Genomic DNA, 25904 nt, shown 5'->3' with positions numbered 1-25904 from the left:
TTTACCTTGGTACATGTAACAGTGATGTAATTTGTTGGTGCTTCGAACCGCCGGACGCCGAACGGCTTCTCCGGTGGTGTGAGAGGAAAAAAGATGAGAGCTCACGCTCTCATCCTCCTACTCGATTCTGCAGGAGTGAAAGATGGAAGAACTGAAGAAACAGATACTTGAACTGCTGGAATCTGCCAAGGGCGGTCTGGATCGGGAAAGACTGAAGAATGGCCTGAAGCTGACAGCATCAGCAGAGATTGTGGAACTCGGAAAGACTCTGGATCAGATGGAAGAAGACGATGATCTGATCCGGACTTCAAATAATCGTTACAAGACGCTGGAACAGGCTGGCTATGTAAAGGGCATTCTCAAGATCAACAAGCGCGGCACGGGGTTTGTGGACCGGCCGGATCAGCCATCCATTCTGATCCGTGTTCCGGATCAGAAAGATGCACTGAACGGCGATACGGTTCTGACAAAGCCGATTCCGGATCTGAATCCGGAAACCGGAGAAGTCAGCTATACCGGAACTGTAATCAAGGTTCTGAAGCGTGCGCATACGCATGTGATCGGGACCTATGTGGATACGGTTTACGGACTTCGTTTCCTGCCAGATGATATTCATCTGCAGAGTGTCAGAATGGATATCACTGCTCCTTCTGACTTTCGCCCGATTCCTGGCCTGAAAGTCATGATGCAGGTGGTGAAATACGGTTCACCGCTTCATCTGGAAGTGGTGAAGACTCTGGGCAATAAAGACGATCCGGGGGTAGATATCCTTTCGGTTCTTCTGGACTATGACATCGTCATGGAATTTCCGGAAGATGCGATGAAGCAGGCAGAAGCAATTCCTCAGGAAGTTCAGCCTTCTGAAATGGAAGGAAGAGTCAATCTGACAGAAGATACCATCGTCACCATCGATGGCAATGATTCCAAGGACTTCGATGATGCAGTGGGAGTTCAGGAGAATGAGAATGGCTGGCTGCTGAAAGTCAGCATCGCAGATGTTTCGCACTATGTGACAGAAGGAAGCCCGCTGGATCAGGAAGCCGAGAAGAGAGGCTGTTCTACTTATGTGACGGATCGGGTCGTGCCGATGCTGCCGCATATTCTGAGCAATGGCATCTGCAGCCTGAATCCGCATGTGGTTAGACTTACCAACACCTGTGAGATGCAGGTCAGGAAAGATGGCTCTATTGCATCCTATAAGCTCTATCCATCCTTCATGCGGTCTGCTGAGCGGATGACTTATGATCATGTCAATGAAATCCTGCAAGGAAATGCAGAGAGAAAAGCACAGTATGAACATCTTGGAAATCTCTTTGAGACTCTGGCAGCGTGTGCAGATGCGATCCGTGCTCACCGGAAGCAGAAGGGTGCGATTGATTTCGATACGACGGAATCCGAGATTCTCTGCGATGAAAAGGGACATCCGTATGAGATCCGCCCGAAGCATCATGGTCATGCCGAAGAGATGATCGAAGACTGCATGATTGCGGCAAATGTCTGTGTTGCTGACTTCATGCATAAACATGAATTTCCATGCGTGTACCGGATTCATGAGGAACCTCAGAAAAAGAAACTTCAGGATTTCATGAAGCTTTCGTACCTGCTTGGCGTTCCGTTCTCTTCTAAGGATCTGAGCCCGAAGAGTGTTCAGCAGTATCTTCTCGGCTGCAAAGATTCGGAGGAATATCCGGTTCTTTCCCAGCAGTTGCTGAGAACGATGGCGAAAGCTAGGTATGACAGTGTGTGTGCAGGACATTTCGGATTGGCAGAACCGGAGTATCTGCATTTCACTTCTCCGATCCGCCGTTATCCGGATCTGATCGTGCACCGCATGCTGCGGAAGTATGACTATGAACATTTCCAGGGAAATCCTTCAGCAGATCAGAAGAAGATGCAGGCCTATTCCGAGAGTTCCAGCGAACGGGAACGGGCAAGCCAGAATGCAGAATTCGACTGCGACGATATGAAGAAAGCAGAGTACATGATGGATCATATCGGCGAGACTGCCGAGGGTATCATCACGACGGTGACCAATTTCGGCTTCTTTGTGCAGCTTCCGAATACCGTGGAAGGCATGGTCCGCGTGAATACGATGTCTGATGACTTCTATCACTTTGACGAGAAAAAGATGTGTCTGCGCGGTGAGCGTACACGAGCCGAATATCGGGTAGGCCAGACGGTCAAGATCAAGGTGCTTGGTGCTTCTAAAGATGCGAAGACCGTAGACTTCGGCTTGCAGAATATGAAGGCTGTCAGAAAGCCTGCTCCGGTTTCTGCCGGCAAGAAATACACTGCCAGGTCCAGAGCGGCACGGAAGTCAGAACAGGTTGAGGAACCTTATTCCTCTTACGATTATGGCAAGCATTTCCGCTATGGCAGAGATGCGAGAAGGAAACAGAATGGCAGAAAAAAATACCGGTGAGAAAAATGTAGCGGTCAATCGCAGAGCAAGACATGATTATTTTCTCGAAGAGACCTATGAAACCGGCATTGAACTGACTGGAACGGAAATCAAATCCGTACGGGCAGGACATGTGCAGTTCAAGGATGCATATATCTCAATCTATAAAGGTGAAGCATGGATCAAGGGCATGCATATTTCTGCATACACGTATGGCAGCATCTTCAATGTTGACGAAGAGCGAGACCGGAAGCTGCTGCTGCATAAGTATGAGATCCGCAAGCTTTATGACAAGGTGCGTCTGAAGGGCTATACGTTAGTGCCGGTACGTATGTACCTGAAGAATGGCCGCGCAAAGATGGAGATTGCCCTAGCAAAGGGCAAGAATCTCTATGATAAGCGCCAGAACCAGAAGCTTCGCGATGCAAAACGGGAAATGGAAAAGGCTCTGAAGTTTCATCGCTAGTCCGCTTCTTGCAAAATCAAGATGCAGATGCTATAAAGATAACGCATCTTAGGATGCGTTTCTTACATGGGGCTGTCATGGTTTCGACAGGTTTATGTCTGATTCAGGATGCAGTGGAGCGGTGACCTAATCACTACTAAATTTAAACGCTAATAACAATAGCACAAGCTTTGCTTTCGCTGCTTAATTGACGCTAGACGCGTCTGCAGCGCCCGATCCGTGTATTAGCCGTTCTGCCCGGATTGTGTAATCAAAACGGATAAGGTGATCCTGATGCCTGTAGGGGGATCCCGACAATTTACAGGCAGATTCAGCAGATGATTCGTGTACTGTTCTGTCTGCTGTCTTATCTTACAGTGCAATAAACTGTAGATTCCTGAATGTGGGACTATTCTTGGACACGGGTTCGACTCCCGTCAGCTCCACTAACGAAAAAGAGGCTTAGAATCGTTTGGTTTCAAGCCTTTTTTATTTACTATGGCTTATATTCAGATCGGTTTAACGCTCAGAGTTCAGAAACCACGGTTCAGCACGGAATGGGAGTATGATGGTTGAGGAATAGGGAGGTAGATAAGATTATGTCATGTACTACAATTCTGGTTGGTAAAGACGCGAGCTATGATGGTTCAACAATGATTGCACGTAATGATGACGGAGGCTATACGCTGAAGCATCTGAAGATCTTTGAACCAAAGGACCTGCCTCAGGTCTATCATTCTGTTATTTCGAAGGTTTCGATTCCGCTTCCGGAAGAAGCGCTTCGCATCACGGCAATGCCGAATGCATCAAAAGAGTCTCTGAAGAAAGAAGGCCTCTGGGCAGCAAGCGGCGTGAATGCAGCGAATGTAGGAATCACTGCAACGGAGACGATCACCAGCAATCCGCGTGTTCTCGGTGCAGATCCTTATGTGGTCTATCAGCCTGCCAAGGGGAATCAGAAAGAAACTCCAGGTGGTATCGGCGAAGAAGATATCGTGATGCTGGTGCTGCCGTATATTCATTCTGCCCGGGAGGGTGTGCTTCGTCTTGGAAATCTTCTGGAGCAGTATGGTACCTATGAGCCGAATGGCATCAGTTTCAATGATGCGGATGAGGCTTGGTATATGGAGACCATCGGCGGTCATCATTGGATTGCTTCGAGGGTTCCGGATGATAAGGTGATTATCATGCCGAATCAGTTCGGCACGGATACGTTCGATCTGGATGATGCGCTGGGTGAGGGAAAGAATTTCCTGTGCTCCCGGGATCTGAAGGAATTCATTACGGATAATTTCCTGGATCTTTCCCGAGATGGCGTACTGAATCCCAGAAAGGCTTTCGGAAGTCATTCAGACGCGGATCATGTTTACAATACCCCGCGGGCGTGGTTTATGGGGAGATACCTCTGCCCGCATACGTACCGCTGGGATGGTGAGAATGCGCAGTTCACGCCGGAGTCCGATGATATTCCATTTGCTGTGATTCCGGAGAACAAGGTGACACCGGAGGATGTGAAGTATCTTCTGTCTTCACACTATCAGGGAACTCCTTATGATCCGTATGGAAGCTATGGTGATCCGGAGCAGAGGGGAAAGTATCGCTCCATCGGAATCTCACGTACGGACTTCATGTCCCTGATTCAGATCCGTCCTTATCTCCCGGAGTCTTACCGGGCATTAGAGTGGGTATGCTATGCCTCGAATGTGTTCAATGTCATGATTCCGCTGTATGCCAATGTCGATGCAGTTCCGAAGTATGTCGGCAGAGCAGATGACCGGGTGTCGACTGATAACTTCCACTGGACAAGCCGTCTGATTGCTGCGCTGGCAGATGCTTCTTTTGCGGGATCGGTGCAGGAGATTGAACGCTATCAGGGGAAGACAGATGCGAGAACTCGTGCACTGATTCATACCTTTGATGCAGAGTTCGGATCTGAAAAACCTGCTCATACGCGTGAGCAGGCCAATGAGGAAATCGCTAAGGCAGTGCAGAAAGAAGCTGATGATGTGCTTGCGAAAGTCCTCCGGATCCGTACGATGGATATGAAGAACAACTATTCCAGAGCGGATAATTAGGGATCACACCTGAGGAGAGGGTAGCATCACGTTTCTCACAATACGGCAGAAAGAGCAGAAATCAGCCTGCTTTCATCTCAAAATCAGATCATTGAATGGCCTGATTCCATGCTTGTAAAGCACTGCTTGCGTGGCATAATTCTCACTGCAAGCACGGCTTTCTTGAAGAGCCTGACTGTGTCGAGTAAACCGTAAGAGCCGGAAGGAGAAAAGGCATGGAATTTTCAGAACAGATCAGAGAAATCAGAAAAGAAAATCATCTGACTCAGGAAGAGATGGCTGCCCGGCTGCATGTGACTCGTCAGGCAATCTCCAACTGGGAGAACGGAAAGAATCTTCCTGATATTGAGATGCTGATGGAAATCTCTAGGACCTTTCAGGTCTCCCTGGACCGGCTCATATTCGGAGGAGAAGAAACGATGAATGACATGGCAGAAAAACTGATTGATGACGGCAGCGAGGGAAAACGTGCAAAAAGAAATATGGCAGCTTCTTTGTCGGGAGCAATACTTGTGATTGCCGGAGTACTGCTGTTCCTGATTAAAGGTGCTAGCGTGGAATATGTGGATGAAGCTGGCATCCTGCATGAGAATTTCTGGATGATCGGAATCGGCTGGCTGCTGATTTTCGCTGGAATCATTACCTTGGCGGTCAATCTGGTTCTGAATCTGCGCAGCAGAAAGAAAACTCATTGATGTGATGGGAAGCGAGGAAGCAGCGATTCAGGAAGCTGCTCCCTTTTTGCGTTCCAAGTTCAGAGAGCTGCTGATGATCAGTGTTCCTGCTGCTGCGTATCCGATGCAGAGCAGAATCATGCTGGAAAGGCCAAGGCCTTCATAGATCCATCCCGATGTCAGATTGCCAAGCACAGCCCCGATCATGGTGCAGGAAGTCATCATTGCCTGAGCACCGGAAAGATATCCTGGGGCAATCCGTTCATTGGCATAATATGGCGCTGCACCGGAATAGAATGCATAGGAGACGATTTCAAGCAGCTGGGAAAGATAGATGACAGCGACACTTCCTGCTGCTAGATACATGATTCCCTTGAAGAAGAATCCGAAGCCTGAAATCAGCAGCAGCTTATCTGCAGAAATCTTCTTCAGGATTTTTTCGATGAATATTTCCACCGGAACTTCCGTGATTGCCGAGATTGCAAAAGCAGTACCGAGTGACCGGGTATCTCCGCCGACCCGTTCCAGAATCGGCAGGAGATAGGTATTGGTTCCATTGTGGAATGCAAACAGCAGAACTAGGCCAATCGTCATCAGAAAGAATGCCGGATACCGCCTGCGAATCTCATTCACTCCGACTCTCTTTTCTGCTTTTTCTGAGGTTCTCTGCTGCCCAGATGCTTTCATCGTCATCAGTACCACTCCTTCGGCAATGCAGAGAATGATTCCGGAAACCGGCACCATGAGCGGGCCAGCTTTCTCGGTCAGAACGCCGATCAGATAGACTGCAATGGCATAGAACAAAGATCCGCCAGCTCTGGCTTTTCCATAATCGACCGGGAAGCCGCTGTTATAGTATTCGAAGCAGATGATGACTGTGAATGGCATCATGCCGTTTCCGGAAATCATTGCCAGGATGAATATCGTCCCTGCAATCACTGGCTGATGGATGATCGTCAGACATACGAGCAAGAGGATAGTAAGTCCCAGCATGAGACAGAAGATCCGCTTCCAGTTCCACCAGCCGCCTTTGTCATTCAGAGTTCCGAGAACGTTCTGCGTCAGAGCAGAAAGGATGCTTCCGATTGCGGTCATGATGCCGATCTGGGCACTGGAATACCCGATCGATCTCAGGTAATACGTTAAATATCCGTAGAAGATGGCCATGATTGCCCAGAACAGGCCATCCATCAGAAAACACTGGATTGTCTCTTTTTTCATAGAATCTTCTTTCTGAAGCTTAAGCGCTTTCTTATATTCTATTACCTAGAGATGATTCATGCGGGAAGAGGAAGGATTTTTTTCTCTGGTGCTGAGCAGGAAAATAAATTGCATAGAATCTGTTTCTGAGGAAGATCATGCATTAAAATCGGACAATAATTATCCTAAAATGAATTAATCAGGTAAATAAGATAAAAAATGAAGTAATTTTCGCAATTCATGGTCTGGCTTCCATGCTATAGTGTTATTGCAAGATAAGGAGAGCAGACTGGAATATTGCAGATCTGCTTCTCATTCTCAAAGGAGGTAATGAATGATGTTTGGCAATCCGTTTTCAGCAAATGTAGAGCGCAAGATGACAAAAGAGGAACTGGTGCAGGCAATTCGGGCAGATCTCTCCGGAGAACTGGAAGCGATCTATGGGTATGATGCACACGTTCAGGCAACCGATGATCCGGTTGCGAAAGCAGTGCTCTCTGACATTCGTGATGAAGAAAAGACACATATGGGAGAACTTCTGACTCTGCTGAAGTATCTGGATCCGAAAGAGGGAGACCTGTATGCGTCTGGTGAGAAGGAAGTATTAGAAATGCTGGAAGAACTTGGCATCAAGCCGGCAGAGATTCCCGGCGTGAGTCAGGTGACAGTAGGAAGCATGAAGGAGGAATAAATCATATGGAATTCCTGATGAGAAGTGACAGCAAGCTTTCAGAGGCACAATGGAAAGCAATTGATGAAAAAGTAGTAGCAGCAGCACGTTCTGTGCTGACAGGCAGAAGATTTCTGAATATCTATGGCCCGCTTGGGGCAGGGGTACCGGCAGCTGAGATCGTAAAAGATGGAAAAAAGCAGTTTGCAATGCTGACGGAGCTCTCTTCTGATTTCACGCTGGGCTGGAGAGAACTGGAGACTTCAGAACGGCTCAATGTGCCGATGTCTTATTCCGAGGCAGTTTCTGCGGCAGTGAATACGGCTCTGAATGAGGATAAGCTCATTTTCCTCGGAGACGAAGAGACGGGTGCGGCTGGTCTTGTCAGCAAGCCTGGCAAGACGATCAAGATGCAGAATTGGGATAAAGATGAACATGCATTTGCGGCAGTCTCTGCCGGCCTGCAGTTCATGCTGGAACATCGTACCTATGGTTCAAAGGTTCTGGTGGTGAGTCCGGATGTCTTTGCAATGCTGCAGCGGATTCAGCCTGGCACCGGTACCCTGGAAAGTCAGAGAATCAGTGCGCTGATTGAAGGAAAGATTTATCAGTCACCGGTACTTCCGGCAAAGACTGCTCTGCTGGCAGCGCCGGATGAGCAGAACATGGATCTTGCGATCGGACAGGATCTTGTGACCGGATACCTCGGATCTTCAGAAATGAATCATGATTTCCGGGTATTCGAGACGGTTCTCCTGAGACTGAAAAATCCGAATGCAGTAGTTGTTTATCAGGGATAGAAGACACGGATCGGTCTATGACAAAAGGACTGCGGGAAGCAGTCCTTTTCATGTTAAGATGGTCCTGGGCGAAAGAAGGGCTATTATGGATACGCTGAAGGATTACCTGCTCTGGCACCGGAATATTCCGCTTGCAGAAGATACATTCAGCGATACTGATCATTTCATGCTTGCAGCTGATACGGAAAGGTCCGGAAGACTGGTTCTCAGAAACTATGAGGATCATTTTGATGAGAAGCATGCATGTCAGTTCGGAGCAGTTGAAATAGTTCTGAATGAGCGGTGCCCTTATCTTTCTTTCCGGGGAACAGATACTTCTATAGCGGAGTGAATGGAAGATTTCATGATTCCCTTTGCAAAGACCATTTCCCAGCAGTACGCCCTGAGCTATGCAGAACATGTGATGAAACCGGAACGGCGATATCTGATCGGAGGACATTCCGAAGGCGCAAATCTGGTGCTGTACTGTTCTGCAATGCTAGGCAGGGAAAAACAGAATCAGATTGTCAGAATCTGTATGAACGATGGCAGGCAGAGCAATTCTGATCCTGGCTGCAGGGATTCTGTTCGGTGTTTCCGGAGGGGATATTCTGGCTGCTATGGACCGGGGAATCGACTGATATATGGTTTCGCTCGGATCAATTCTGATTGCAGATGGCGGAGTTCGGATGATCCAGATTGCAAGATCAGCAAAGGAGGATATGAATGCAGGGAAGGTATGATCATTATGAGCGTGTTTCCTGTGTAACGGAAATCGCTGACGAGAAGGATGGGTGGTATCGCTTTGCCGATACGGTGTTTTATGGCGAAAAAGGCGGGATGCCTGATGATCGTGGAACGATCAATGGCTTGAACGTGGATGGACTTTACTGGGAGGGAGAGGAGCTCTGGCATCATGTGAATGGAATTCTGCATAATCCGATTGTCATGGAATTGGATGCAGAATACCGGCTGGCGGTAACTGCTCCCCAGACAGCGCTTCATATTCTGGATACGTATTACCGAAAGAAAGGAATTCTGATTTCATCCACAAATGTGAATCCGGAGAATTCCTACTATGACATCAATACAAGAGATCTGCCTCCATCTCATCTGGAAGAAGTGCAGAGCTATATCAATCACGCAATCGAAATGGATGTGCCGGTGACCTTTTCGTATGTGAAGGGAAGAGAGTATCCGGATCCTGAATATGCGAAATATGACCAGGTGCGGATCGTTACGATCAAAGGGCTGGATCAGCAGCCATGCGGAACGCCGCATGTAAATCATACGGGAGAGATCGGAAGCTTTGTGCTGCTTCACAGCGAGCATATCAGCTCAGGTACCAGAATCTATTTTGCCTGCAGCAGAGCAGCTGACTGGATGCTGGTCAGGGAAGACCGTCTTCTGCATGAGCTTGCCGGAATTCTGAATACCGGCATCAGTGAGCTGCCAGAGAAACTGGAGAAGCTCTTTGAAAACAATAAGAAGCAGAAGGCAGAGCTTCAGGATCTGACCAGGAGTCTCTGCAGATATGAAGCAGCTGAATATGCAGAGAAAGAGCCTCTGATCATTGACCTCGGAAAGAATCAGAGTCAGAAGCTGAGAGTGTTCTCACAGGAATATGGAAGGGTGGCAAAGTACACGACGATGATCTATTCCGCAGGTAGTCTGATTGACTTTGCTATCGTGTCACCAGACCAGAAAGCACGTGACTTTCTGGAAATTCTGAAGCAGAAGACAGGATGTTCAGGAGGCGGAAGCCCGAAGATCGTAAGCGGAAGAAGCGAACTCAGCAAAGCGGATTTTGCGGCTGCGGCAGAAGCAATTATGAAAGAAAAGAGAGGACAGTAACAGGATGCTGGAAGAACTGAAAGAACAGGTGATGGAGGTCGCAAAGACGGCTCAGAGAGATGGACTATGCAGGCATAAGTCTGGGAATTTCTCTGCCAGAGACCTGGAGAGCGGCCTGGTTGTGATCACGCCGACCGGAGTGGATCGGGAGAAGATGGTGCTTCAGGATATGGTAGTCATGAATATGGATGCAGAAGTGGTGGAATCGGTCAATGGACTTAAACCGACCAGCGAAGCGATGATGCACCTGGCGATCTACCGCACAAGGAAGGATGTAACCGCAATCGTGCATACGCATTCCAAATTTGCTACGGTATTTGCAGTGCTGAATAAGCCGATTCCTGCATTGGTGTATGAGATGTTCCATCTTGGCAATGCGGATGAAATCATCCCGGTCGCTCCCTATGCAAGACCGGGGACTATGGCATTAGCAGAATCGGTCATTGAGCCGGTGAAGCATCATGATGCGTTCCTGCTGCAGGCTCATGGTGATGTGACGGTCGATGAAGCAAGTATTGAAGAGGCATATCTCAAGGCATGCTATGTAGAAGAGATTGCAGAATTGTATGAACATGCCCTGCTGCTGAATCAGGGAAAAGAACCTGAGGTGCTTCCTGCAGAGGAACTGCAGAAGTGGGGCTATCCTGCAGAAATCCATCTTGGAAAGTAAAAAAAGAGGCTGCAGATTTGGCAGGTGTCCATAAAACAGTAAATCGACCTATGATTACGATCATAGGTCGGTTTTTCGTGTTATGCACCGGCGCAGTGCATAATCGTACTCAACGCACTACACCGGGCGGCGTATAGAAGTGCACCCTTTATCTGTTCAACAAATTGGAATTGGCTGCTCACAATTCCTTTTTTACTAAAACGTACTCGGTGGTTCGCAGAACTTCCACAAACCCACATTTAAGGAATAGTGCAACAGAAGAATTGTCTATAGCAATATCGTCATAGAGTTCCATGATGCCGTTGTCTTTTGCCGTTTCACATAAAAGCAATAGTCCGTTGCGGCCGTATCCCTTTCCTCGGTACGGGGCATAAATGATCACGTCAGCAATATAAATCTGCCGTTCTTCGTCAAAATGATATGCTGCCTCGCCAATAAAAGTGCCATTATCTTTAATGTATCTGTAAAAGCGTTTGTTATTGTGGTTTATGATCCATCTGTCATGCCAATCTGCCCAATATTCTTTAGGGAATGGAATTGTGCCTCCGCAGGCATGGTTGTAAGCCATCGTCTGCTCATCACTCATCATTTTTTCCTTAAACCACAAGTCCTCAATATGAGGCTTATATAATTCAAGCATTTCCCTATCTCGTCAAATTTAAGCTTGTCGAATTGTTAAGTCTTTTCTATCAAATCGATGAAATATACACAATATACATGAACATTCCCGTCAGAAACATCTGCCGGGAATGCAACTGTTTTATGAATCCCTGCCCTTCCGCAGCCTCTAGCAGTTTCTTCCCGGGAACAGGCCGAATTCTTCAGGCCGGAATCTCGGACAGACATTTTCTTTTGTTGCGATGACGGAGGAAGCAAGTCTTGTTCCGATCTCACATGCTTCTTTCAGCTTCTTGCCATAGGTGAGTCCTATCGTGACTCCGGCAAAGAATGCGTCCCCGCATCCGGCAGTATCGATGACAGCTGTTTCCTGAGCAGGACATACTCCGCATCCGATATCGGGCTCTGCATAGACTGCTCCGCTTTTTCCCATCGTCACGACAACTCTGCGATATTGCGCAGTGCATGCTTTACGGTAGATGATCGGAGCAAGTTCTTCTGGAGTCATGCCGGTGAAATCGTCGGAAAACAGGAGCCCGGCTTCTTCCTGATTGCATACAACGCAGCCGGTGCGCATCATAAGATCTCTGCGCTCCAATGCAATGGACATATTGGAAACGACTGCATAGACGACTTTATGATACCTGTCGGCAAGATCGAAAATCTGCTTGAGGAGGGAGGAAGCCATATCGATCTCGACTACTACACTGTCGCAATCGCGGAAGATCTCATCGCCATGTTCCGCAAGGACGTCACTGAGCACGGAAAGATCCGGACGCTGAGAGATGGATCCGACAACATCGCCATCCTGATCGAAGATTGCAAGCCAGGTGCCAAGACCTCCTGGGACTTTCTGAATATAATCTGTCACGACTTTATGCCGCTGAAGTTTATGAATGACGTCTTCGCCGGTTCCGGTATCATCGACGACGCTCAGAAAGGTCGGCCTGAGTTCGACGTTTGCGATGTCTTCAGCGACATTGCGGCTGACACCGCCATGAACCTGGACAACCCGGCCGGCGTTTCTTCCGTCCGGTACGTATTTGCCGAGCGGATATCCTTTGATATCCACGAATACTGCTCCTATTACGACAATTCCCATCTGTCCCCTCCTGTGTTTCAGTAGCCCTTCTTGAGGTCAATGACATGCTTCAGAGGCTCACCGGCCGCTGCATGTTTCAGGTTCTCGAGAATCACTGCACTGACCCGGTCATAATTGAGCGGATTATGATATCTTCCGCTGATGTGAGGCGTGATGATGACATCTTCTTCATTCCAGAGCGGGTTGTTCTTCGGCAGCGGTTCCGGTTCGGTAACATCGAGAATCACTGCCGAAAACCAGTGCTGGCGGGTGAAGCTGAGAAGAGCAGTCTGATCAATCGCAGTGCCTCTGCCGACATTCATGAGGATGCTGCCGCGTTTCGTGCAGGAAAGCATTTCCCTGTCAAACAGGTGAATCGTGTCGGGCGTTTCCGGAAGGCTGAGAGCAACAGCATCCATTTCCGGAAGAATCTGTTTCAGATCGCTGGTCTGATATACGGCTTCCGCAAATTCCGGAACTTCATGAACAGATCGGCGGACGCCATAGCACTTAGCTCCGAGTGCATGCATGCGTTTCAGAAACTCAGAACCAATTGAGCCCATGCCAACCGAAAGAACCTTCATGTTCTCGATGCCGATCCCGTAGCCGAGATTCTTCCAGGAGTGATCTGCCTGTGCTTTGACATAGCGATTCAGCTTCTTATCTGTCATCAGAATGCAGGCAGTCATGAATTCTGCAATGCCTGGACCATAAGCTCCATAGGCATTCGACAAGACGATCTGCGGGTCCAGACTGCGATAGCGGTCGACTCCGGCAGAATCTGTCTGGATCCATTCCAGATGCTCAGCCATGCGAATCTGCTCCATGGTCGGATCTCCGACAATGATTTCTGCCCAGGAAAGGTCATCGGCAGTGACCTCCTCTGGTTTTCTGAACCGGTATTCATAGCCATCAATGCCATTCATGGCATCGATGGTTTTCTGCTCAAGCAGAAGGGTTACTAGAGTATGCTTTTTCATAGGCATTATTCTAACACAGGCGATTAGACGCAAATCGTCATATGTTGATTGAAATCTATCCGGAAACTCTTATGATTCAAAGGGAGGATGTTATTATGAGAAAACTGAAACACTTCAAGTGGCAGTCGATGATTGCTGCTGTGCTCTACCTGATTGCCGGTCTTCTTCTGCTGTTCTATCCGCAGAATGTTGCAGACTTGGTCTGCAATCTGGTCGGCATCGGCATGATGGTCTATGGTGCAGTGCTGATGATCAGCTATTTCATGATGGATCTGCAGGATTCGCTGTTCCGCAATGATTTCGTGTTCGGCATTGTATGGATTCTGCTTGGTATTCTGATCGTTAAGGAGAAGACGATATTCCAGACGATGATTCCGTTCATCATGGGCATCATGATCATCAGCAGCGGTTTCCTGAAGCTGCAGGATGGCATTGATGCCATCCGGATGGGGTATCCGAAGAGCTGGGTCTATCTCATTATGGCATCGATTTCCATCGTGCTTGGGCTGGTGATTCTCTTCAACCTGCTTTNTGCGAATACCTTGCTCTATCAGATCATCGGTGCATGTCTGATCTACTGCGGGATTACTGATCTCTATTTCACGATTACACTTTCTTCCAAGATCAGAAAATTCATCGGCAAAGCAGAGCAGGCAGCTAAGGTGCTGAATGGAGATGTGATGGACTCTGAAACCGGTGCTCCTCTTCACCAGCCGGAAGATATTCCGGTTTCTGACGATTCTGAATCAGATTCCGGTACGATTGACGCTGAGTACGAAGAAAAGGATTCTCGCAGAGATTGATCTGGATGCCGGCAGGAATGCCGGCGTTTTTCTTTGCTTTAGCAGGCAAATATCATAAAATGAAGAACGGAGGTTATGAATGTACAATAACTGGTTAACGATTGGAAATTTCACTATTCACGGATACGGAGTCATGATCGCAATCGGAATCCTGCTGGCATTCTGGCTTGGCGAAAAACAGGCGAAGAAGTACGGTTTGAATCCGAATGAAGTGGATAATCTGGTATTTGTCTGTCTGATTTCCGGTTACTTCTTCTCCAAGCTTCTGTTCTGTCTGACTAACTGGAACGATTTCATCCAGGATCCTCTGACCTATCTGGGTTCCAGCGGCTGGGTTGTATACGGCGGCATTCTCGGCGGTATTTTCGGCGCATGGCTTTGGTGCAGATATAAGAAGCTGGATTTCATGGGCTATGTGAATCTTCTGTTTCCGGAGGTTGCACTTGCACAGGCATTCGGCCGTATCGGCTGCTTCTTTGCGGGGTGCTGCTATGGAAAAGTGACGGATTCGAAATTCAGCCTGGTGTTTCCGGCTGGTTCGGAAGCCCCGGCAGGGGTCAGGCTGATTCCGACGCAGCTGATTTCTTCTTTCGGAGACTTTGTGCTGTTCTATATTCTGTATACGATTTACAAGGACAGCAGCCGCAGGAATGAAACTGCAGCGTGGTATCTGATTCTGTATAGTGCCGGAAGGTTTGTGGTTGAATTCTTCCGCGGCGATACGATCCGCGGGTTCATCGGAGTGCTTTCTACGTCTCAGTTCATCAGCATCTTTACTGCTGCTGCGGGGGTCATTCTCCTGCTTATGAGCCGCACTCGGACAAAGAATCAGAAGAAGACGGTTCTGATGGAAGGAACTCTGGATAAGTCTGTTACGGAAGAAAAAAAACAGGAAGTTCATGATGCAATCAATGCGCAGGTAGAAGAAATCTCTGCCGGCCGGAAGGAAGGAGAATCATCTAATGAAAATCGGAATTGCGAATGACCACTCTGGTGTTGAGATGAAGAATGAAGTCGTGGAGTATCTGAAGTCGAAAGGCTATGAAGTGGTGAACTACGGAACTGACAGCACAGAATCTACAGACTATCCGATCTGGGGGGAAAAGCTTGCAAATGCAGTAGCAGCAGGTGAAGTTGACCGCGGGATCGGTATCTGCGGGACTGGTGTCGGCATCGGCCTTGCCTGCAATAAAGTTGCAGGAATCCGTGCATGCATCTGCAGCGAGCCTTATTCTGCAAAGTATTCCCGCCTGCATAATAACTGTCAGATTCTCTGCTTCGGCGATCGAGTCATCGGGATCGAATTGGCAAAGATGATCATTGATGAATTCATGACGACTGAGTTCGAGGGCGGACGCCATGAACGCAGAGTCAATGAAATCATGGATATCGAGCGCAGAAATCGTGAGAAATGAATAAACCTGTCAGATGGATCTGCATCATCCTGGCAGCTATGACGGCACTGTATTTCATGCCCTTTATCACTGTGGAGAGCAGGGATGGAGAAGGCCGGAAGTGGCGGATTCCGTTTGCCTCATGGTTTGTCTCAGATGATGGTTCTTCGCTTACGTTCGCAAGCATCCGCAGTGCATATGCAGCAGGAAAAGATTCTGCGAATGCCATGCATTCCTATGAAGAAGTAACCTGCCGCGGCAATACTTACTACTACGATGCAGATAACGATGTGTCTTTCAGCGGATATGATGCTTCATCCGGTATTCCTTCTTCCGTGCAGTACCACTATGTTTCCGGAAATGCCTGCAGAGGATGGACAGATGATGACGAAGTAGCGTGGGCGATCGGAGATATTTCAGAAGCAGATCTCTCCATTTCTGCAGAAGATGCAGAAGAGAAAGGCTGGTTTGTGATTCAGAATGGAATTGCTCTGAACGAACCGGCATACAATGACTTCTCACGTATGGCAAAGCAAGGTGTTTACAGCATATTGCGGACATTGGTGATCGATGGCCCTGACCGGAAGCTCATCGATGTGCAGCTGCTGGAAAATCCTGCAACGGTAGAACAGAAGAATTCTGAAGGCGTATCGGTTAAGGCGGAGGCTTTCTTCAAGGTAGTCACCAGGTCTGCAGAAGGCTCAGAAACGAATTATTATACGAATTTCAGCGATACAAAGTCAGATGGCACGTATCCGGTTCAGGTGAAAGCATCTGTCGGTTCGTTTGACAACCTGGAAGAAACCATCCTGTTTGAGTATTCTCTTCATTGAATAGGTTTCCGACAACTCGAGTTTCTGAAGCTCACATGCATTCATACAGAAAGAAGACAGCTGAATCCTGACTGTCTTCTTTCTGTATTCGGCAGTGTTCGGATGAGGTGTTTCCGTTTTGCAAGACATGAGAATGCCTGGATCGTTTCATCTGAGCATTGGGACGCCTGCATACAGAAAGAATAATCCGGGCTATTCTGAAACAGTGAATGGATAAGACAAATGAAAAGGCTGCTGGAGCTTGCTTGATCAGCTCTGGCAGCCTTTCAGAAGTTAAAGATTATGCCTGAGCAGATGGAGTATCTGCAGGCTTTTCCGCGGGGACAGGAAGCGGAATTGCTTTGTCTGGCTCCGGACGCTGGGCTCCGCAATTTGAGCAGAACTTTCCGGTATTTTCGTGTCCGCACTTCGGGCAGGTCCATTCAATAGGTTCTTCCGGAGTTTCCGCATCCTTGTGCTCGAGGATGTTCATGAATTCTTCGCCGGTAATAGTCTCTTTTCTATACAGATACATTGCCAGACGATCCAGGTCATCACGATGCTCCATGAGCAGTTTCTTTGCTTTCTCATGCTCTGCTTTGACCAGAGCAACGACACGAGCATCGATATCAGCAGCAGTAGTTTCGCTGCAGGACAGTGACGTATCTCCGCCGAGATACTGGTTCTGCACGGTTTCCATGGCAACCATATCGAAGTCATCATCCATGCCATAGCGTGTAATCATCGCTCTGGCAAGCTTTGTTGCCTGTTCGATATCGTTGCTGGCACCGGTTGTGACAGTTCCGAACTTCACTTCTTCTGCGGCTCTTCCGGCAGTGAAGGTAGCGATCTTGTTGCGCAGCTCTTCTTTGCTGTAGAGATAGTGATTGCCTTCCTCAACCTGCATCGTATAGCCGAGGGCACCGCTGGTACGAGGAATGATGGTGATCTTCTGAACTGGTGCACTGTGCGTCTGCAAAGCTGCGACTAATGCATGCCCGGTTTCATGATATGCAACTGTAAGCTTTTCTTCATCCGTGAGAATTGCATTCTTTTTCTGATAGCCGGCGAATACGACTTCAATGCTTTCCTCAAGATCTCTCTGTGTGACGACCTTTCGCTTTTCACGCACGGCTCTGAGGGCACCTTCATTGATGATGTTTGCAAGCTCAGCACCGGATGCACCGGAAGCCATTCTTGCGATCGCGTTATAATCCACATTCGGATCCATCCTGACCTTAGCAGCATGAACCTTGAGGATTTCCTCACGTCCTTTGAGATCCGGCAGCTCTACCGGTACACGGCGGTCAAACCGGCCAGGACGAAGCAGCGCAGGGTCCAGAGATTCCGGACGGTTGGTAGCCGCAAGAATCACGACACCATTATTGGACTCGAAGCCATCCATTTCGGTCAGCAGCTGATTCAGTGTCTGCTCCCGTTCATCATTGCCGCCGATATTTCCTGATACACGCTTTCCGCCGATTGCATCGATTTCATCGATAAAGACAATACACGGTGCTTTTTCCTTGGCCTGCTTGAAGAGATCGCGGACCTTGGAGGCACCCATGCCGACAAACATCTCAACGAATTCAGAACCGCTCATTGAGAAGAATGGAACATTTGCCTCGCCGGCAACTGCTTTTGCAAGCATGGTTTTTCCGGTTCCCGGAGGGCCGACCAGAAGAATTCCCTTCGGCATGCTGGCACCGATTTCACTATATGCTTTCGGATCGTGCAGATAATTGACAATTTCCTGAAGAGACTCCTTGGCTTCATCTTCACCCGCAACATCCTTGAAACGGATGCCGTTCTGAGACTTGATGTAGACACGAGCATTGGACTTTCCCATGTTGAACATCATGGAGTTTCCGCCGCCTTCGCTCTTGATGATCCTGCGCATGAGCATCTGCCCGAGGAAATAGAAGAACGCAATCGGAATTACCCAGCTCAGCAGAAAATCAACCCAGGGAGACTGTTTTTCCTGAATCTCCTTTGTGAATTCCACTCCGTTTTCATACAGACGTTCGGTCAGCCCCGGATCGTCCATGAGACCGGTCTTGTAGATTTTGCTATCTCCACCTGTCTTAGTCGTGAAGAGAATTTCTTCAGAAGTGATCTGAACTTCCTTGATTTCCTTATCTTCCGTCTCCTGAATAAATGTACTATAGCTGACTTCTTCGATCTTTGCCTGGTTGTAGGCAGGAACGAACAGCAGATTGAGCAATGCAAGTACGAGCATCACAACTGCATAATAGTAAATTAGCGGTTTTTTCGGCTTATTAACCTGGTCCACTTGAGATCACCTCGTTTTCTTCAGTATGTACAGTTTAGCACACAAGGATATAGAGTGCTAAACAATTTTGTGTGAAATGATGGGAGAAACGGTTAATTCAGGTCCAGCTGCTGCAGGCGTTTGCTGTCGGCGACAATGATCAGGGAATCATCAGGTCTGATCACATAGTCCGGTGTGAAGCTCATGGTGAGTTTTTTCGAATCCCCGCTGCGGATGCCAATGATATTGACTGCATAATTCTTCCGGAGTTCCAGTTCAATCAGCGAATGATTCTGCCAGAGGGAAGGAGCTTTGATCTCGAGGATGGAATATTCGTTATCCACATTGAACATATCGACGATATTCGGATTGAGCAGCCGTTCGGCAAGACGCTGGCCTGCTTCTTTCTCCGGCTGGATCACGCGGTCGGCACCGACGCGTTCGAGGACATACATGTAATTGTGGTTGTTTGCTTTCGCAATGATTTCCTTCACATGAAGTTCTCTCAGGTGGATGATTGCCATGATGCTTTCTTCCAGATGAGAGCCCATGGCGACAATCGCGATATCCGCATCCTGCACCCCGGCTTCTTTCAGCTGATCAAGGTCACAGCAGTCTGCCTGCACGGCATTGCTGACGACGTCTGCAACGTTCTCGACGCAGCTCATGCTGCTGTCGATGGCAATCACATCAGCCCCGGATCTGGCGATCGTCTTAGCTACGGCGCTGCCGAAGATACCGAGTCCGATTACTACATAAGTTTTGCTATTCATATGCCTCCTATCCGATCATCAGATCTGCATCTGGGTATTCCACATGCTTGCGGACCAGCCCGCTGCGGCGATTCTGGAATACTTCGATAATTGCGAGCGGTCCGACCCTGCCAATGAACATCAGCAGAATGATCACGATTTTTCCGCCCGGAGAAAGCAGCGGTGTGAGTCCTGCTGAAAGACCGACGGTTGCAATTGCTGAGACCTCTTCATAGATGAGGTCGAGGGTATCCATGGTCCTGCCATCGGTGCAGAGCATGATTGCAGTGGCTGCAAACAGAAATCCGATATATACCGAGAAAATGATGAATGCATGGATGAAATCAGAATCCTGGATTCTGCGTTTCCAGATATGGATCGTGTTTCCTTCATCATGAAGCAGGTTCTTCACCGCCACAGCAAGAATTGCAGCAGTTGTGGTTTTCATGCCTCCGGCAGTGCCGCCTGGCGAACCGCCGATCAGCATGAATACGCACATGATAAGCAGTGTCACCCGGCGGCAGGCGCCGATGTTAACCGTATAGAAACCAGCAGTACGGAGCGTGACGGACTGAAACATCGAGATCAGAATTCTGGAAGAAACCGGAAGGCTTGCCAGGGTGCTTGGATTGCCCATCTCAGCCAGGCAGAAGAAAACGGTTCCGGAAACAAACAGAATCAGAGAGATTGAAAGCACTACTTTTGTGTGCGTGCTGAGACTGATCCAGAAGCTGTGAAGGCTTTGCTTTCGTTTTCCTTCATGTAGTTTCCGGCTGAGGTCAAACCAGACCATGAAGCCAAGGCCGCCCATGGTGATCAGTCCCATGACGGTCAGAGACACCAGAGGATCAGAAGCGTAATTCATGAGACTGTTGCTTGCAAAGCAGTCAAAACCTGCATTCGTGAAGGCACTGACGCAGAGGAACAGACTGTTGAAGATTCCTTCTCCGATTCCGAAGTCGCGGATCAGATGAGGCAGAAGAAGAAGAAATCCGATACTCTGGAAGAAAAAGGTATACTTGATGATCTTCTTCAGATAATCGGCAATGTTTGAAACATCTCCTTTGCCTGCTGCTGAAGCAAACATGACTCGTTCGGTCAGAGACATGCTTTTCTTCTGGAGAATGATTGCAGCAGCGACGAACGTCATCAGTCCCAGACCGCCGATTTCCATCAGAAGGATCATGACGGTTTTTCCGAAAAAGGTATAAGTATCTGCTACGGTAAGCGGGCTTAATCCCGTTACGCATACAGCTGAAGTGGAGATGAACAGGCTGTCCAGATAAGATGGGGCTTTACCCTGGACGCTGACCGGCAGCGAAAGCAGCAGTGATCCGATCAGAATAACACTGGCGAAGCTCATTGCCAGAACCCGGGCAATGCCGAATCGGGTAATAAAGCTCACAAACCATTTCGGCCGTTTCTTTCTGAGATCCAGAATTTTCTGTTTTGTTTCCTGCATATGTCCTATTATAAAGTCCGCTGTAATTCCTGCAAATGTCCTTCGAACTGCTCACTCAGAATCAGCAGACGTGCCTGAAGAGATGATCACTTCTTCACCTTCGTATAGTTTCTTTCATCCAGGTTTTCCGCAGGAACTGCAGACGGAAGAAATGGATCGGATCCTGCGAGAAGGATCTGAAGTCAGTCCCGATTCTGTGCTGAATAAAGGAAAGCCGCATTGCTATGCGGCTTTCACACATATGGTCGGGATGACCTGATTTGAACAGGCGACCACTTCGTCCCTAACGAAGTGCGCTACCAAACTGCGCTACATCCCGAAGTGGCACCCCCAGTAGGAATCGAACCTACAACTAACCCTTAGGAGGGGTTTGTAATATCCGTTTTACTATAGGGGCGTGCCTAGTTATTATACACAATTATTCTGTGTTCGGAATTGAATTTCGCGCTTGGGCAAGAGAGGGATTTGAATTATCCTGATTGCCTGAAGTTTATTTCAGGCCGCCGCGATGATCGCAGAAATAGAACAGGGTAAGACCGCTCGGGCCGAGATGAGTTCCGACTACTGGTCCGACTCTTCCCATGACAACTTCCTTTGCAAGACCGGATTCGAGAATCTTCTTCTTCAGGAGTTCTGCATCTTCCGGGCATCCGCATGGGCAGATCAAGACCGGCTTGTCAGCACTCTTGTCAATGCGGGCAGCCATGATGTCGAAGAGACGCTTGATGGATGCCTTGCGGCCATGAACGGTGCCGAGACCGACAAGATGACCGGTGTCATCGATATCGCCGACCGGCTTAAGCTGCAGCAGAGTGCCCGCGAATGCAGCAATATTGGAAAGACGTCCGCCTCTTCTCAGATGATTGAGGTCGGATACAGTCCAGGTGTAGTTGATGTGGAGTTTGGTGTCTTCAAGCCACTTTGCGTTATCTTCAATGCTCATGCCGTTGTCACGGTTTTCTGCTGCGAAATAGGCATGATAGCCCATGCCTCCGGTTGCACCGAGGGAATCGACGATGATGAGCTTGCGGTCCGGGAATTCTTCCTTGAGCTGCTGCTGAGCCAGCAGAGAATTGCTGTACGTGGAAGACATGNCGGAAGTGAAGCAGTAATATAGAATATCTTTTCCCTGGGCAAGCAGCGGGCGGAAGACGTCCAGGTAAGCTTGAGGAGTGATGGCAGTAGTAGAAGACATCAGTCCGCTTTCTACCTTCTTGTAGAACTCATCCAGAGGCAGCTCGGAACAATCATAGGTTGCGTTGAATTTAAAACCGTCGGTCATGACGACTTCCATCGGAATGACAAGAATTCCTTTCTGATCAGCATATTCCGGGATGATATCAGAACATGCGTCGGTGACAATCAAATAATTCTGAGCAGTCATAGTAACCCCCTATATTTTTACAGAGGTAATAATATCAGACACATGTCTTTTTACAAGTGACGAATTCGGGAGTGTGTATGGGCAGAAGTACAGCGTTTCACGCAGTTTTCACGAATTCTGCATGAATAGAACACAACCGGTGAATATGATGACAATGTCAATAATCATGATTGACGACATTATTTCTTCCCCCCTATCTGAAAAGGAACCTGATGCGGCAGGTCCTTTTTCAGTTTGGAAGGAAGCACGAAATGCATCGGATCTGGATCATAGATCATTTCAGCGGGTTCATGGAGAGAGTCATGATTCTGAAAGCTGAATCAAAGATTCATGGTGGCCTGCATTTACAGAAAAGGAGTTTTGTATAGTCGCTTTACTTTGGCTACACGGTAAAATGAGCGGGATTGAAGGGAGATTTTTCTTTATGCGAGGATATCAGGCAGTCCTGCTTTTCATCGGCTTGTCACTGGATTCTTTTGTGGTGATGATGAATAAAGCTGCAACGCTGCGCAATCTCACGTTCCGGAAATCTCTGCTTTTTTCTCTCATTTTTTCTCTGATGAATGCAGTTGCCGTGCTCTGCGGGTATGGCCTTTCCAGCATTTTCATGCGCATGATGAATGATCGCGTAGAGATGGCAGTTGCGTGCTTGATTGTGTTTGCAATCGGTATTTTTCTTACTACTCGCTCCTACCGGCTGAAGGATATCGAAGAGAAGTGCGATCCGGACTTCGGCTATCGTGAGTGCTTCCGCCTGGCAGCAGGCACCAGTATCGATACCCTGTTTCTGGCTACGAGCTTTTCATTTCTCGATATTTCACTTTCTGCAGGCTTATGTTATGCGTTTTTAGTGACTTTTGTTACAATACTTGTGGCACTTTATGTCGGGTACTCTCTTGGAAGCCGGTACAGCAGGACGCTGGGCATGAGCGGAGGTGCCTTGATGATCATACTTAGTATTTATCTGATGAGCGTTTATGTTCTAAGGTGACGGTGGGAGGAACCTGCGATGGAGAACCGCAAGGGAATGATGCGGACATTCCTGTATGAGAATCTTCGGGATCTCATGCTGCGGAATGTATTTGAGAAAATAACCATCAAGCAGATCTGCGATCAGACCGGAGTCATCCGGGCTACTTTTTATAATTACTTTGAAGATAAATATGACTGCCTGAACGCCATTGTCTACCATGATCTGGTAGAAAGTGCAGAGCAGAATCATAAAGATTCATTTGATGACCAGAAATATCTGGAAATCGTTCTGACGAATGTAGATCAGAATCGTTCGTTCTATCGGGTTGCCTACAATGTGACTGGCCAGAACAGTTTTGAGGACATGGTCCGTGCGAATCTGACACTGGTATTCCGGAACTATCTGAACCGGCAGCGTAAACCGGGAGTCATGGAGAAATATGATAATGATGTGGTTGCCAGATATTTCGGGGAATGTCTGGCGTTTCATGTGAAGAACTTTGTGTTCCGGAAGGATCCATCGTTCGGAGTGAAGGAGTCAAAACAGATGGTGGTTGACTTCATGGCGGTTTCGTTCCAGGACTTCATTCAGTCGAAGTAAGCTCTGAAATGGAAAAATATCTGTTCTGAAATTGTATATTTCCATCAGGAAAAACCCGTCTTGTTGAAAAAGGATAAGAAGTATTGTATAAAAGAATAGCGGATCTTACGGATACCCGTAAAAGCCGTGATCTGAAGCGCCGATAGCTCAACTGGATAGAGCATTTGACTACGAATCAAAAGGTTGCGGGTTCGACTCCTGTTCGGCGCACCATTGCATTCTCAGAAGCCCGCTTAGGGCTTTTTTCGAGAATAGCAGAGACTGGCATAATCTGTCAGTGAAGGGAGAATAATAATGAGTGATTTTTCTGCTAAGATTCTGGACGCTTCCAGAGCTGCCGTCAGAACTGTGTTTGGGATTGACCCGGATGACAGACAACTGATGGTGGAAACTCCCAAGGATCCGAAGATGGGAGACTATTCCACAAGTGTAGCAATGCGGCTTGCAAAGGTGCTGCACAAGAGCCCGATGGAGATTGCTGCTCCGATTGTGGAAGAACTGAAGAAGACACTGCCGGAGGCGCGGAGCATTGAAGCGGTGAAGCCTGGCTTCATCAACTTCCGGATCGCGGAAGCTTCGCTTTCTGACTGCATCAATAAAGTAATCGAGGCAGGATACCAGTATGGTCATAATGAAACCGGCAAGGGAGAGAGAATCCTGGTAGAGTGGGTTTCTGCAAATCCGACCGGCGATCTGCATTGCGGCCATGCGAGAAATGCAGCTTGGGGCGACAGCATCTGCAGACTGCTTGAAGCAAGCGGATATGACACGCTGAGAGAATACTATATCAATGATGCCGGCAACCAGATTGTCATGCTTGGCGAATCACTCATTTCCAGATATTTTGAGCATTTCGGAAAGAGCTACCCGCTTCCGGAAGATGGCTATCACGCTCAGGATATTATCGATATTGCCAACGATATCGCAGAACATGATGGCGAAAAGTGGCTTGAAGCTGATCCGAAGGAAAGGCTGGAATACTTCAAGAAAGAAGGCGTCCGCAGAGAACTGGCAAAGATCCAGAAGGATCTGGATCTGTACGGGGTTCATTTTGATTCCTGGATGCATGAAACGTTCTTCTATGAGCATGACAGCGAACGGATCCGGAAAGTGCTTGAGCGTATGAAGGATATGGGGCTGACGTATGAAAAAGACGGAGCTCTCTGGTTCAGAAGCACGGAGTATGGAGACGATAAGGATCGCGTGCTCCGCAAGAGTGATGGCACGCTGTCATATCTGACTCCGGATATTGCAAATCATGTTTATAAAGTAGAACGCGGATATCCGAAACTGGTTGACCTCTGGGGTGCAGATCATCATAGCTATGTGACCCGTATGCAGTGTGCGCTGACTGCACTTGGCTATCCGAAGGGAACACTTGAAGTGGATCTGATTCAGATGGTCCGCATGGTGGAAGATGGAAAAGAAGTCAAGATGTCCAAGCGTACCGGCAATGCGATCACCCTGCGGGAACTCTGCGAAGATGTAGGAACCGATGCGGCAAGATGGTTCTTTGTCTCGAAAGATGTTGCCACGCATATGGATTTCGACATGAAGCTGGCAAGAACCAAGGACAATAACAATCCGGTGTATTATGCGCAGTATGCATACAGCCGCATGCATTCCATCCTGCATAACCCGGATATTCCTGCATATACTCCGACGGATGATTACGGCCGTCTGACGGATCCGAAGGAACTTCAGATTATGAAGCTGATCAATGAATTCCCGGCTGAAGTCGCAAACGCTGCTGCAATTCGCAAGCCGAACAAGATCACGGAGTATATCCTGAATCTCGTCAAGATCTATCACAGCTACTACAATAGCTGCAAGGTCAACAATCCGGATGATCCGGAGCTGACCAATGAGCGTCTCGGACTGGTGAAAGCTGCTTCCATCACGCTGAAGAATGCGCTGGATCTGATCGGTGTCAGTGCACCGGAAAAGATGTAAGGTTTCCGGAAAACATACAATATTTCTGAAGAGGGCCATGTGCTTCATGCAT

At 48.2% G+C, this 25904-nt stretch carries 23 protein-coding genes, 3 tRNA genes, 1 other RNA gene and 1 pseudogene; 18 read left to right on the top strand and 10 right to left on the bottom strand.

The window, feature by feature from the left end; translation table 11 throughout:
• The first annotated feature begins 142 nt into the window (after nt 1-142).
• From rnr to FYJ51_RS10500, 5 genes are all read left to right on the top strand, one after another.
• On the top strand, nt 143-2422 hold the full coding sequence (rnr, locus tag FYJ51_RS10520; RefSeq protein ID WP_154505529.1) for a ribonuclease R: 2280 nt from the start codon (nt 143-145) through the stop codon (nt 2420-2422).
• On the top strand, nt 2400-2867 hold the full coding sequence (gene smpB, locus FYJ51_RS10515; RefSeq protein WP_154505528.1) for an SsrA-binding protein SmpB: 468 nt from the start codon (nt 2400-2402) through the stop codon (nt 2865-2867). Before rnr ends, smpB begins: the two co-directional genes overlap by 23 nt.
• Before the next feature lie 68 nt (nt 2868-2935).
• Nucleotides 2936-3295: a transfer-messenger RNA gene (gene ssrA / locus FYJ51_RS10510) on the top strand.
• Between the two features lie 150 nt (nt 3296-3445).
• Nucleotides 3446-4921 (top strand): C69 family dipeptidase, encoded by a 1476-nt coding sequence (locus FYJ51_RS10505; RefSeq protein WP_154505526.1) that lies wholly within the window; start codon nt 3446-3448, stop codon nt 4919-4921.
• A gap of 215 nt (nt 4922-5136) precedes the next feature.
• Nucleotides 5137-5616: a helix-turn-helix domain-containing protein gene (locus FYJ51_RS10500; RefSeq protein WP_154505524.1), complete on the top strand. Its 480-nt coding sequence runs from the start codon at nt 5137-5139 to the stop codon at nt 5614-5616.
• Nucleotides 5617-5643: 27 nt separating this feature from the next.
• On the opposite strand, the gene FYJ51_RS10495 is transcribed toward FYJ51_RS10500, so the two are convergent.
• The gene (locus FYJ51_RS10495; protein WP_154505522.1) at nt 5644-6816 is read right to left on the bottom strand and encodes an MFS transporter; all 1173 of its coding nucleotides are present in this window, start codon (nt 6814-6816) and stop codon (nt 5644-5646) included.
• A 313-nt stretch (nt 6817-7129) separates the two neighbouring features.
• On the opposite strand from FYJ51_RS10495, the gene FYJ51_RS10490 reads away from it, so the two are divergent.
• The 5 genes and pseudogenes from FYJ51_RS10490 to FYJ51_RS10465 all read left to right on the top strand — a co-directional run bounded on the left by FYJ51_RS10490 (nt 7130) and on the right by FYJ51_RS10465 (nt 10768).
• Nucleotides 7130-7486: a ubiquinone biosynthesis protein COQ7 gene (locus FYJ51_RS10490; RefSeq protein WP_154505520.1), complete on the top strand. Its 357-nt coding sequence runs from the start codon at nt 7130-7132 to the stop codon at nt 7484-7486.
• A gap of 5 nt (nt 7487-7491) precedes the next feature.
• On the top strand, nt 7492-8265 hold the full coding sequence (locus FYJ51_RS10485; protein ID WP_154505518.1) for a family 1 encapsulin nanocompartment shell protein: 774 nt from the start codon (nt 7492-7494) through the stop codon (nt 8263-8265).
• Nucleotides 8266-8323: 58 nt separating this feature from the next.
• Nucleotides 8324-8734: pseudogene (locus FYJ51_RS13760) on the top strand (Mbeg1-like protein); the annotation flags it as partial.
• A gap of 236 nt (nt 8735-8970) precedes the next feature.
• A complete protein-coding gene (locus FYJ51_RS10470) occupies nt 8971-10098 on the top strand; it encodes an alanyl-tRNA editing protein (protein WP_154505514.1) in 1128 nt (375 codons plus the stop codon).
• A gap of 4 nt (nt 10099-10102) precedes the next feature.
• Nucleotides 10103-10768, top strand: coding sequence for a class II aldolase/adducin family protein (locus tag FYJ51_RS10465; RefSeq protein ID WP_154505512.1), 666 nt, complete (start codon nt 10103-10105; stop codon nt 10766-10768).
• Between the two features lie 178 nt (nt 10769-10946).
• Here FYJ51_RS10465 and FYJ51_RS10460 read toward each other — a convergent pair whose 3' ends face one another.
• The 3 genes from FYJ51_RS10460 to FYJ51_RS10450 all read right to left on the bottom strand — a co-directional run bounded on the left by FYJ51_RS10460 (nt 10947) and on the right by FYJ51_RS10450 (nt 13447).
• Nucleotides 10947-11408 (bottom strand): GNAT family N-acetyltransferase, encoded by a 462-nt coding sequence (locus tag FYJ51_RS10460; RefSeq protein ID WP_105302820.1) that lies wholly within the window; start codon nt 11406-11408, stop codon nt 10947-10949.
• A gap of 147 nt (nt 11409-11555) precedes the next feature.
• Nucleotides 11556-12488 carry a carbohydrate kinase family protein gene (locus tag FYJ51_RS10455; protein WP_105302821.1) on the bottom strand — a complete coding sequence of 311 codons (933 nt, stop codon included), beginning with the start codon at nt 12486-12488 and terminating at the stop codon, nt 11556-11558.
• A gap of 17 nt (nt 12489-12505) precedes the next feature.
• A complete protein-coding gene (locus tag FYJ51_RS10450; RefSeq protein WP_205946300.1) occupies nt 12506-13447 on the bottom strand; it encodes a D-2-hydroxyacid dehydrogenase in 942 nt (313 codons plus the stop codon).
• Nucleotides 13448-13488: 41 nt separating this feature from the next.
• Here FYJ51_RS10450 and FYJ51_RS10445 point away from each other — a divergent pair, with 41 nt between their 5' ends.
• From FYJ51_RS10445 to FYJ51_RS10430, 4 genes are all read left to right on the top strand, one after another.
• Nucleotides 13489-14250, top strand: a complete 762-nt coding sequence (locus tag FYJ51_RS10445) for a DUF308 domain-containing protein (protein ID WP_154505508.1) — start codon at nt 13489-13491, stop codon at nt 14248-14250.
• Nucleotides 14251-14329: 79 nt separating this feature from the next.
• Nucleotides 14330-15235 carry a prolipoprotein diacylglyceryl transferase gene (locus FYJ51_RS10440; protein ID WP_105302824.1) on the top strand — a complete coding sequence of 302 codons (906 nt, stop codon included), beginning with the start codon at nt 14330-14332 and terminating at the stop codon, nt 15233-15235.
• Complete coding sequence (rpiB, locus tag FYJ51_RS10435; protein ID WP_105302825.1) at nt 15213-15665, top strand: ribose 5-phosphate isomerase B; 453 nt, start codon at nt 15213-15215, stop codon at nt 15663-15665. The genes FYJ51_RS10440 and rpiB overlap by 23 nt, the downstream gene beginning before the upstream one ends.
• Nucleotides 15662-16477: a hypothetical protein gene (locus FYJ51_RS10430; RefSeq protein WP_154505506.1), complete on the top strand. Its 816-nt coding sequence runs from the start codon at nt 15662-15664 to the stop codon at nt 16475-16477. Before rpiB ends, FYJ51_RS10430 begins: the two co-directional genes overlap by 4 nt.
• A 280-nt stretch (nt 16478-16757) precedes the next feature.
• Here the strand turns inward: FYJ51_RS10430 and ftsH are convergent, their stop codons facing one another.
• The 6 genes from ftsH to FYJ51_RS10400 all read right to left on the bottom strand — a co-directional run bounded on the left by ftsH (nt 16758) and on the right by FYJ51_RS10400 (nt 22326).
• Nucleotides 16758-18749: an ATP-dependent zinc metalloprotease FtsH gene (gene ftsH, locus FYJ51_RS10425; RefSeq protein ID WP_328597273.1), complete on the bottom strand. Its 1992-nt coding sequence runs from the start codon at nt 18747-18749 to the stop codon at nt 16758-16760.
• Between the two features lie 92 nt (nt 18750-18841).
• Complete coding sequence (locus FYJ51_RS10420; RefSeq protein WP_105302827.1) at nt 18842-19501, bottom strand: potassium channel family protein; 660 nt, start codon at nt 19499-19501, stop codon at nt 18842-18844.
• 7 nt (nt 19502-19508) lie between these two features.
• The gene (locus tag FYJ51_RS10415; protein WP_154505504.1) at nt 19509-20942 is read right to left on the bottom strand and encodes a TrkH family potassium uptake protein; all 1434 of its coding nucleotides are present in this window, start codon (nt 20940-20942) and stop codon (nt 19509-19511) included.
• A gap of 242 nt (nt 20943-21184) precedes the next feature.
• A tRNA-Pro gene (locus tag FYJ51_RS10410) sits at nt 21185-21261 on the bottom strand.
• Nucleotides 21262-21264: 3 nt separating this feature from the next.
• Nucleotides 21265-21339: transfer RNA gene (locus FYJ51_RS10405), tRNA-Arg, on the bottom strand.
• Nucleotides 21340-21432: 93 nt separating this feature from the next.
• Nucleotides 21433-22326 (bottom strand): DegV family protein, encoded by an 894-nt coding sequence (locus FYJ51_RS10400; RefSeq protein WP_154505502.1) that lies wholly within the window; start codon nt 22324-22326, stop codon nt 21433-21435.
• A gap of 424 nt (nt 22327-22750) precedes the next feature.
• Here FYJ51_RS10400 and FYJ51_RS10395 point away from each other — a divergent pair, with 424 nt between their 5' ends.
• The 4 genes from FYJ51_RS10395 (at nt 22751) to argS (ending at nt 25852) form a co-directional block, all read left to right on the top strand.
• Complete coding sequence (locus FYJ51_RS10395; protein ID WP_205946298.1) at nt 22751-23317, top strand: manganese efflux pump MntP; 567 nt, start codon at nt 22751-22753, stop codon at nt 23315-23317.
• An 18-nt stretch (nt 23318-23335) separates the two neighbouring features.
• Nucleotides 23336-23899, top strand: coding sequence for a TetR/AcrR family transcriptional regulator C-terminal domain-containing protein (locus tag FYJ51_RS10390; protein WP_154505498.1), 564 nt, complete (start codon nt 23336-23338; stop codon nt 23897-23899).
• 136 nt (nt 23900-24035) lie between these two features.
• A tRNA-Arg gene (locus FYJ51_RS10385) sits at nt 24036-24112 on the top strand.
• Nucleotides 24113-24193: 81 nt separating this feature from the next.
• Nucleotides 24194-25852: an arginine--tRNA ligase gene (gene argS / locus FYJ51_RS10380; protein ID WP_154505496.1), complete on the top strand. Its 1659-nt coding sequence runs from the start codon at nt 24194-24196 to the stop codon at nt 25850-25852.
• Nucleotides 25853-25904 lie beyond the last annotated feature (52 nt).

The organism is Stecheria intestinalis (genome assembly GCF_009696165.1).
Classification (GTDB): domain Bacteria; phylum Bacillota_I; class Bacilli_A; order Erysipelotrichales; family Erysipelotrichaceae; genus Bulleidia; species Bulleidia intestinalis.
This window is presented reverse-complemented; position numbering and strand designations above follow the sequence as displayed.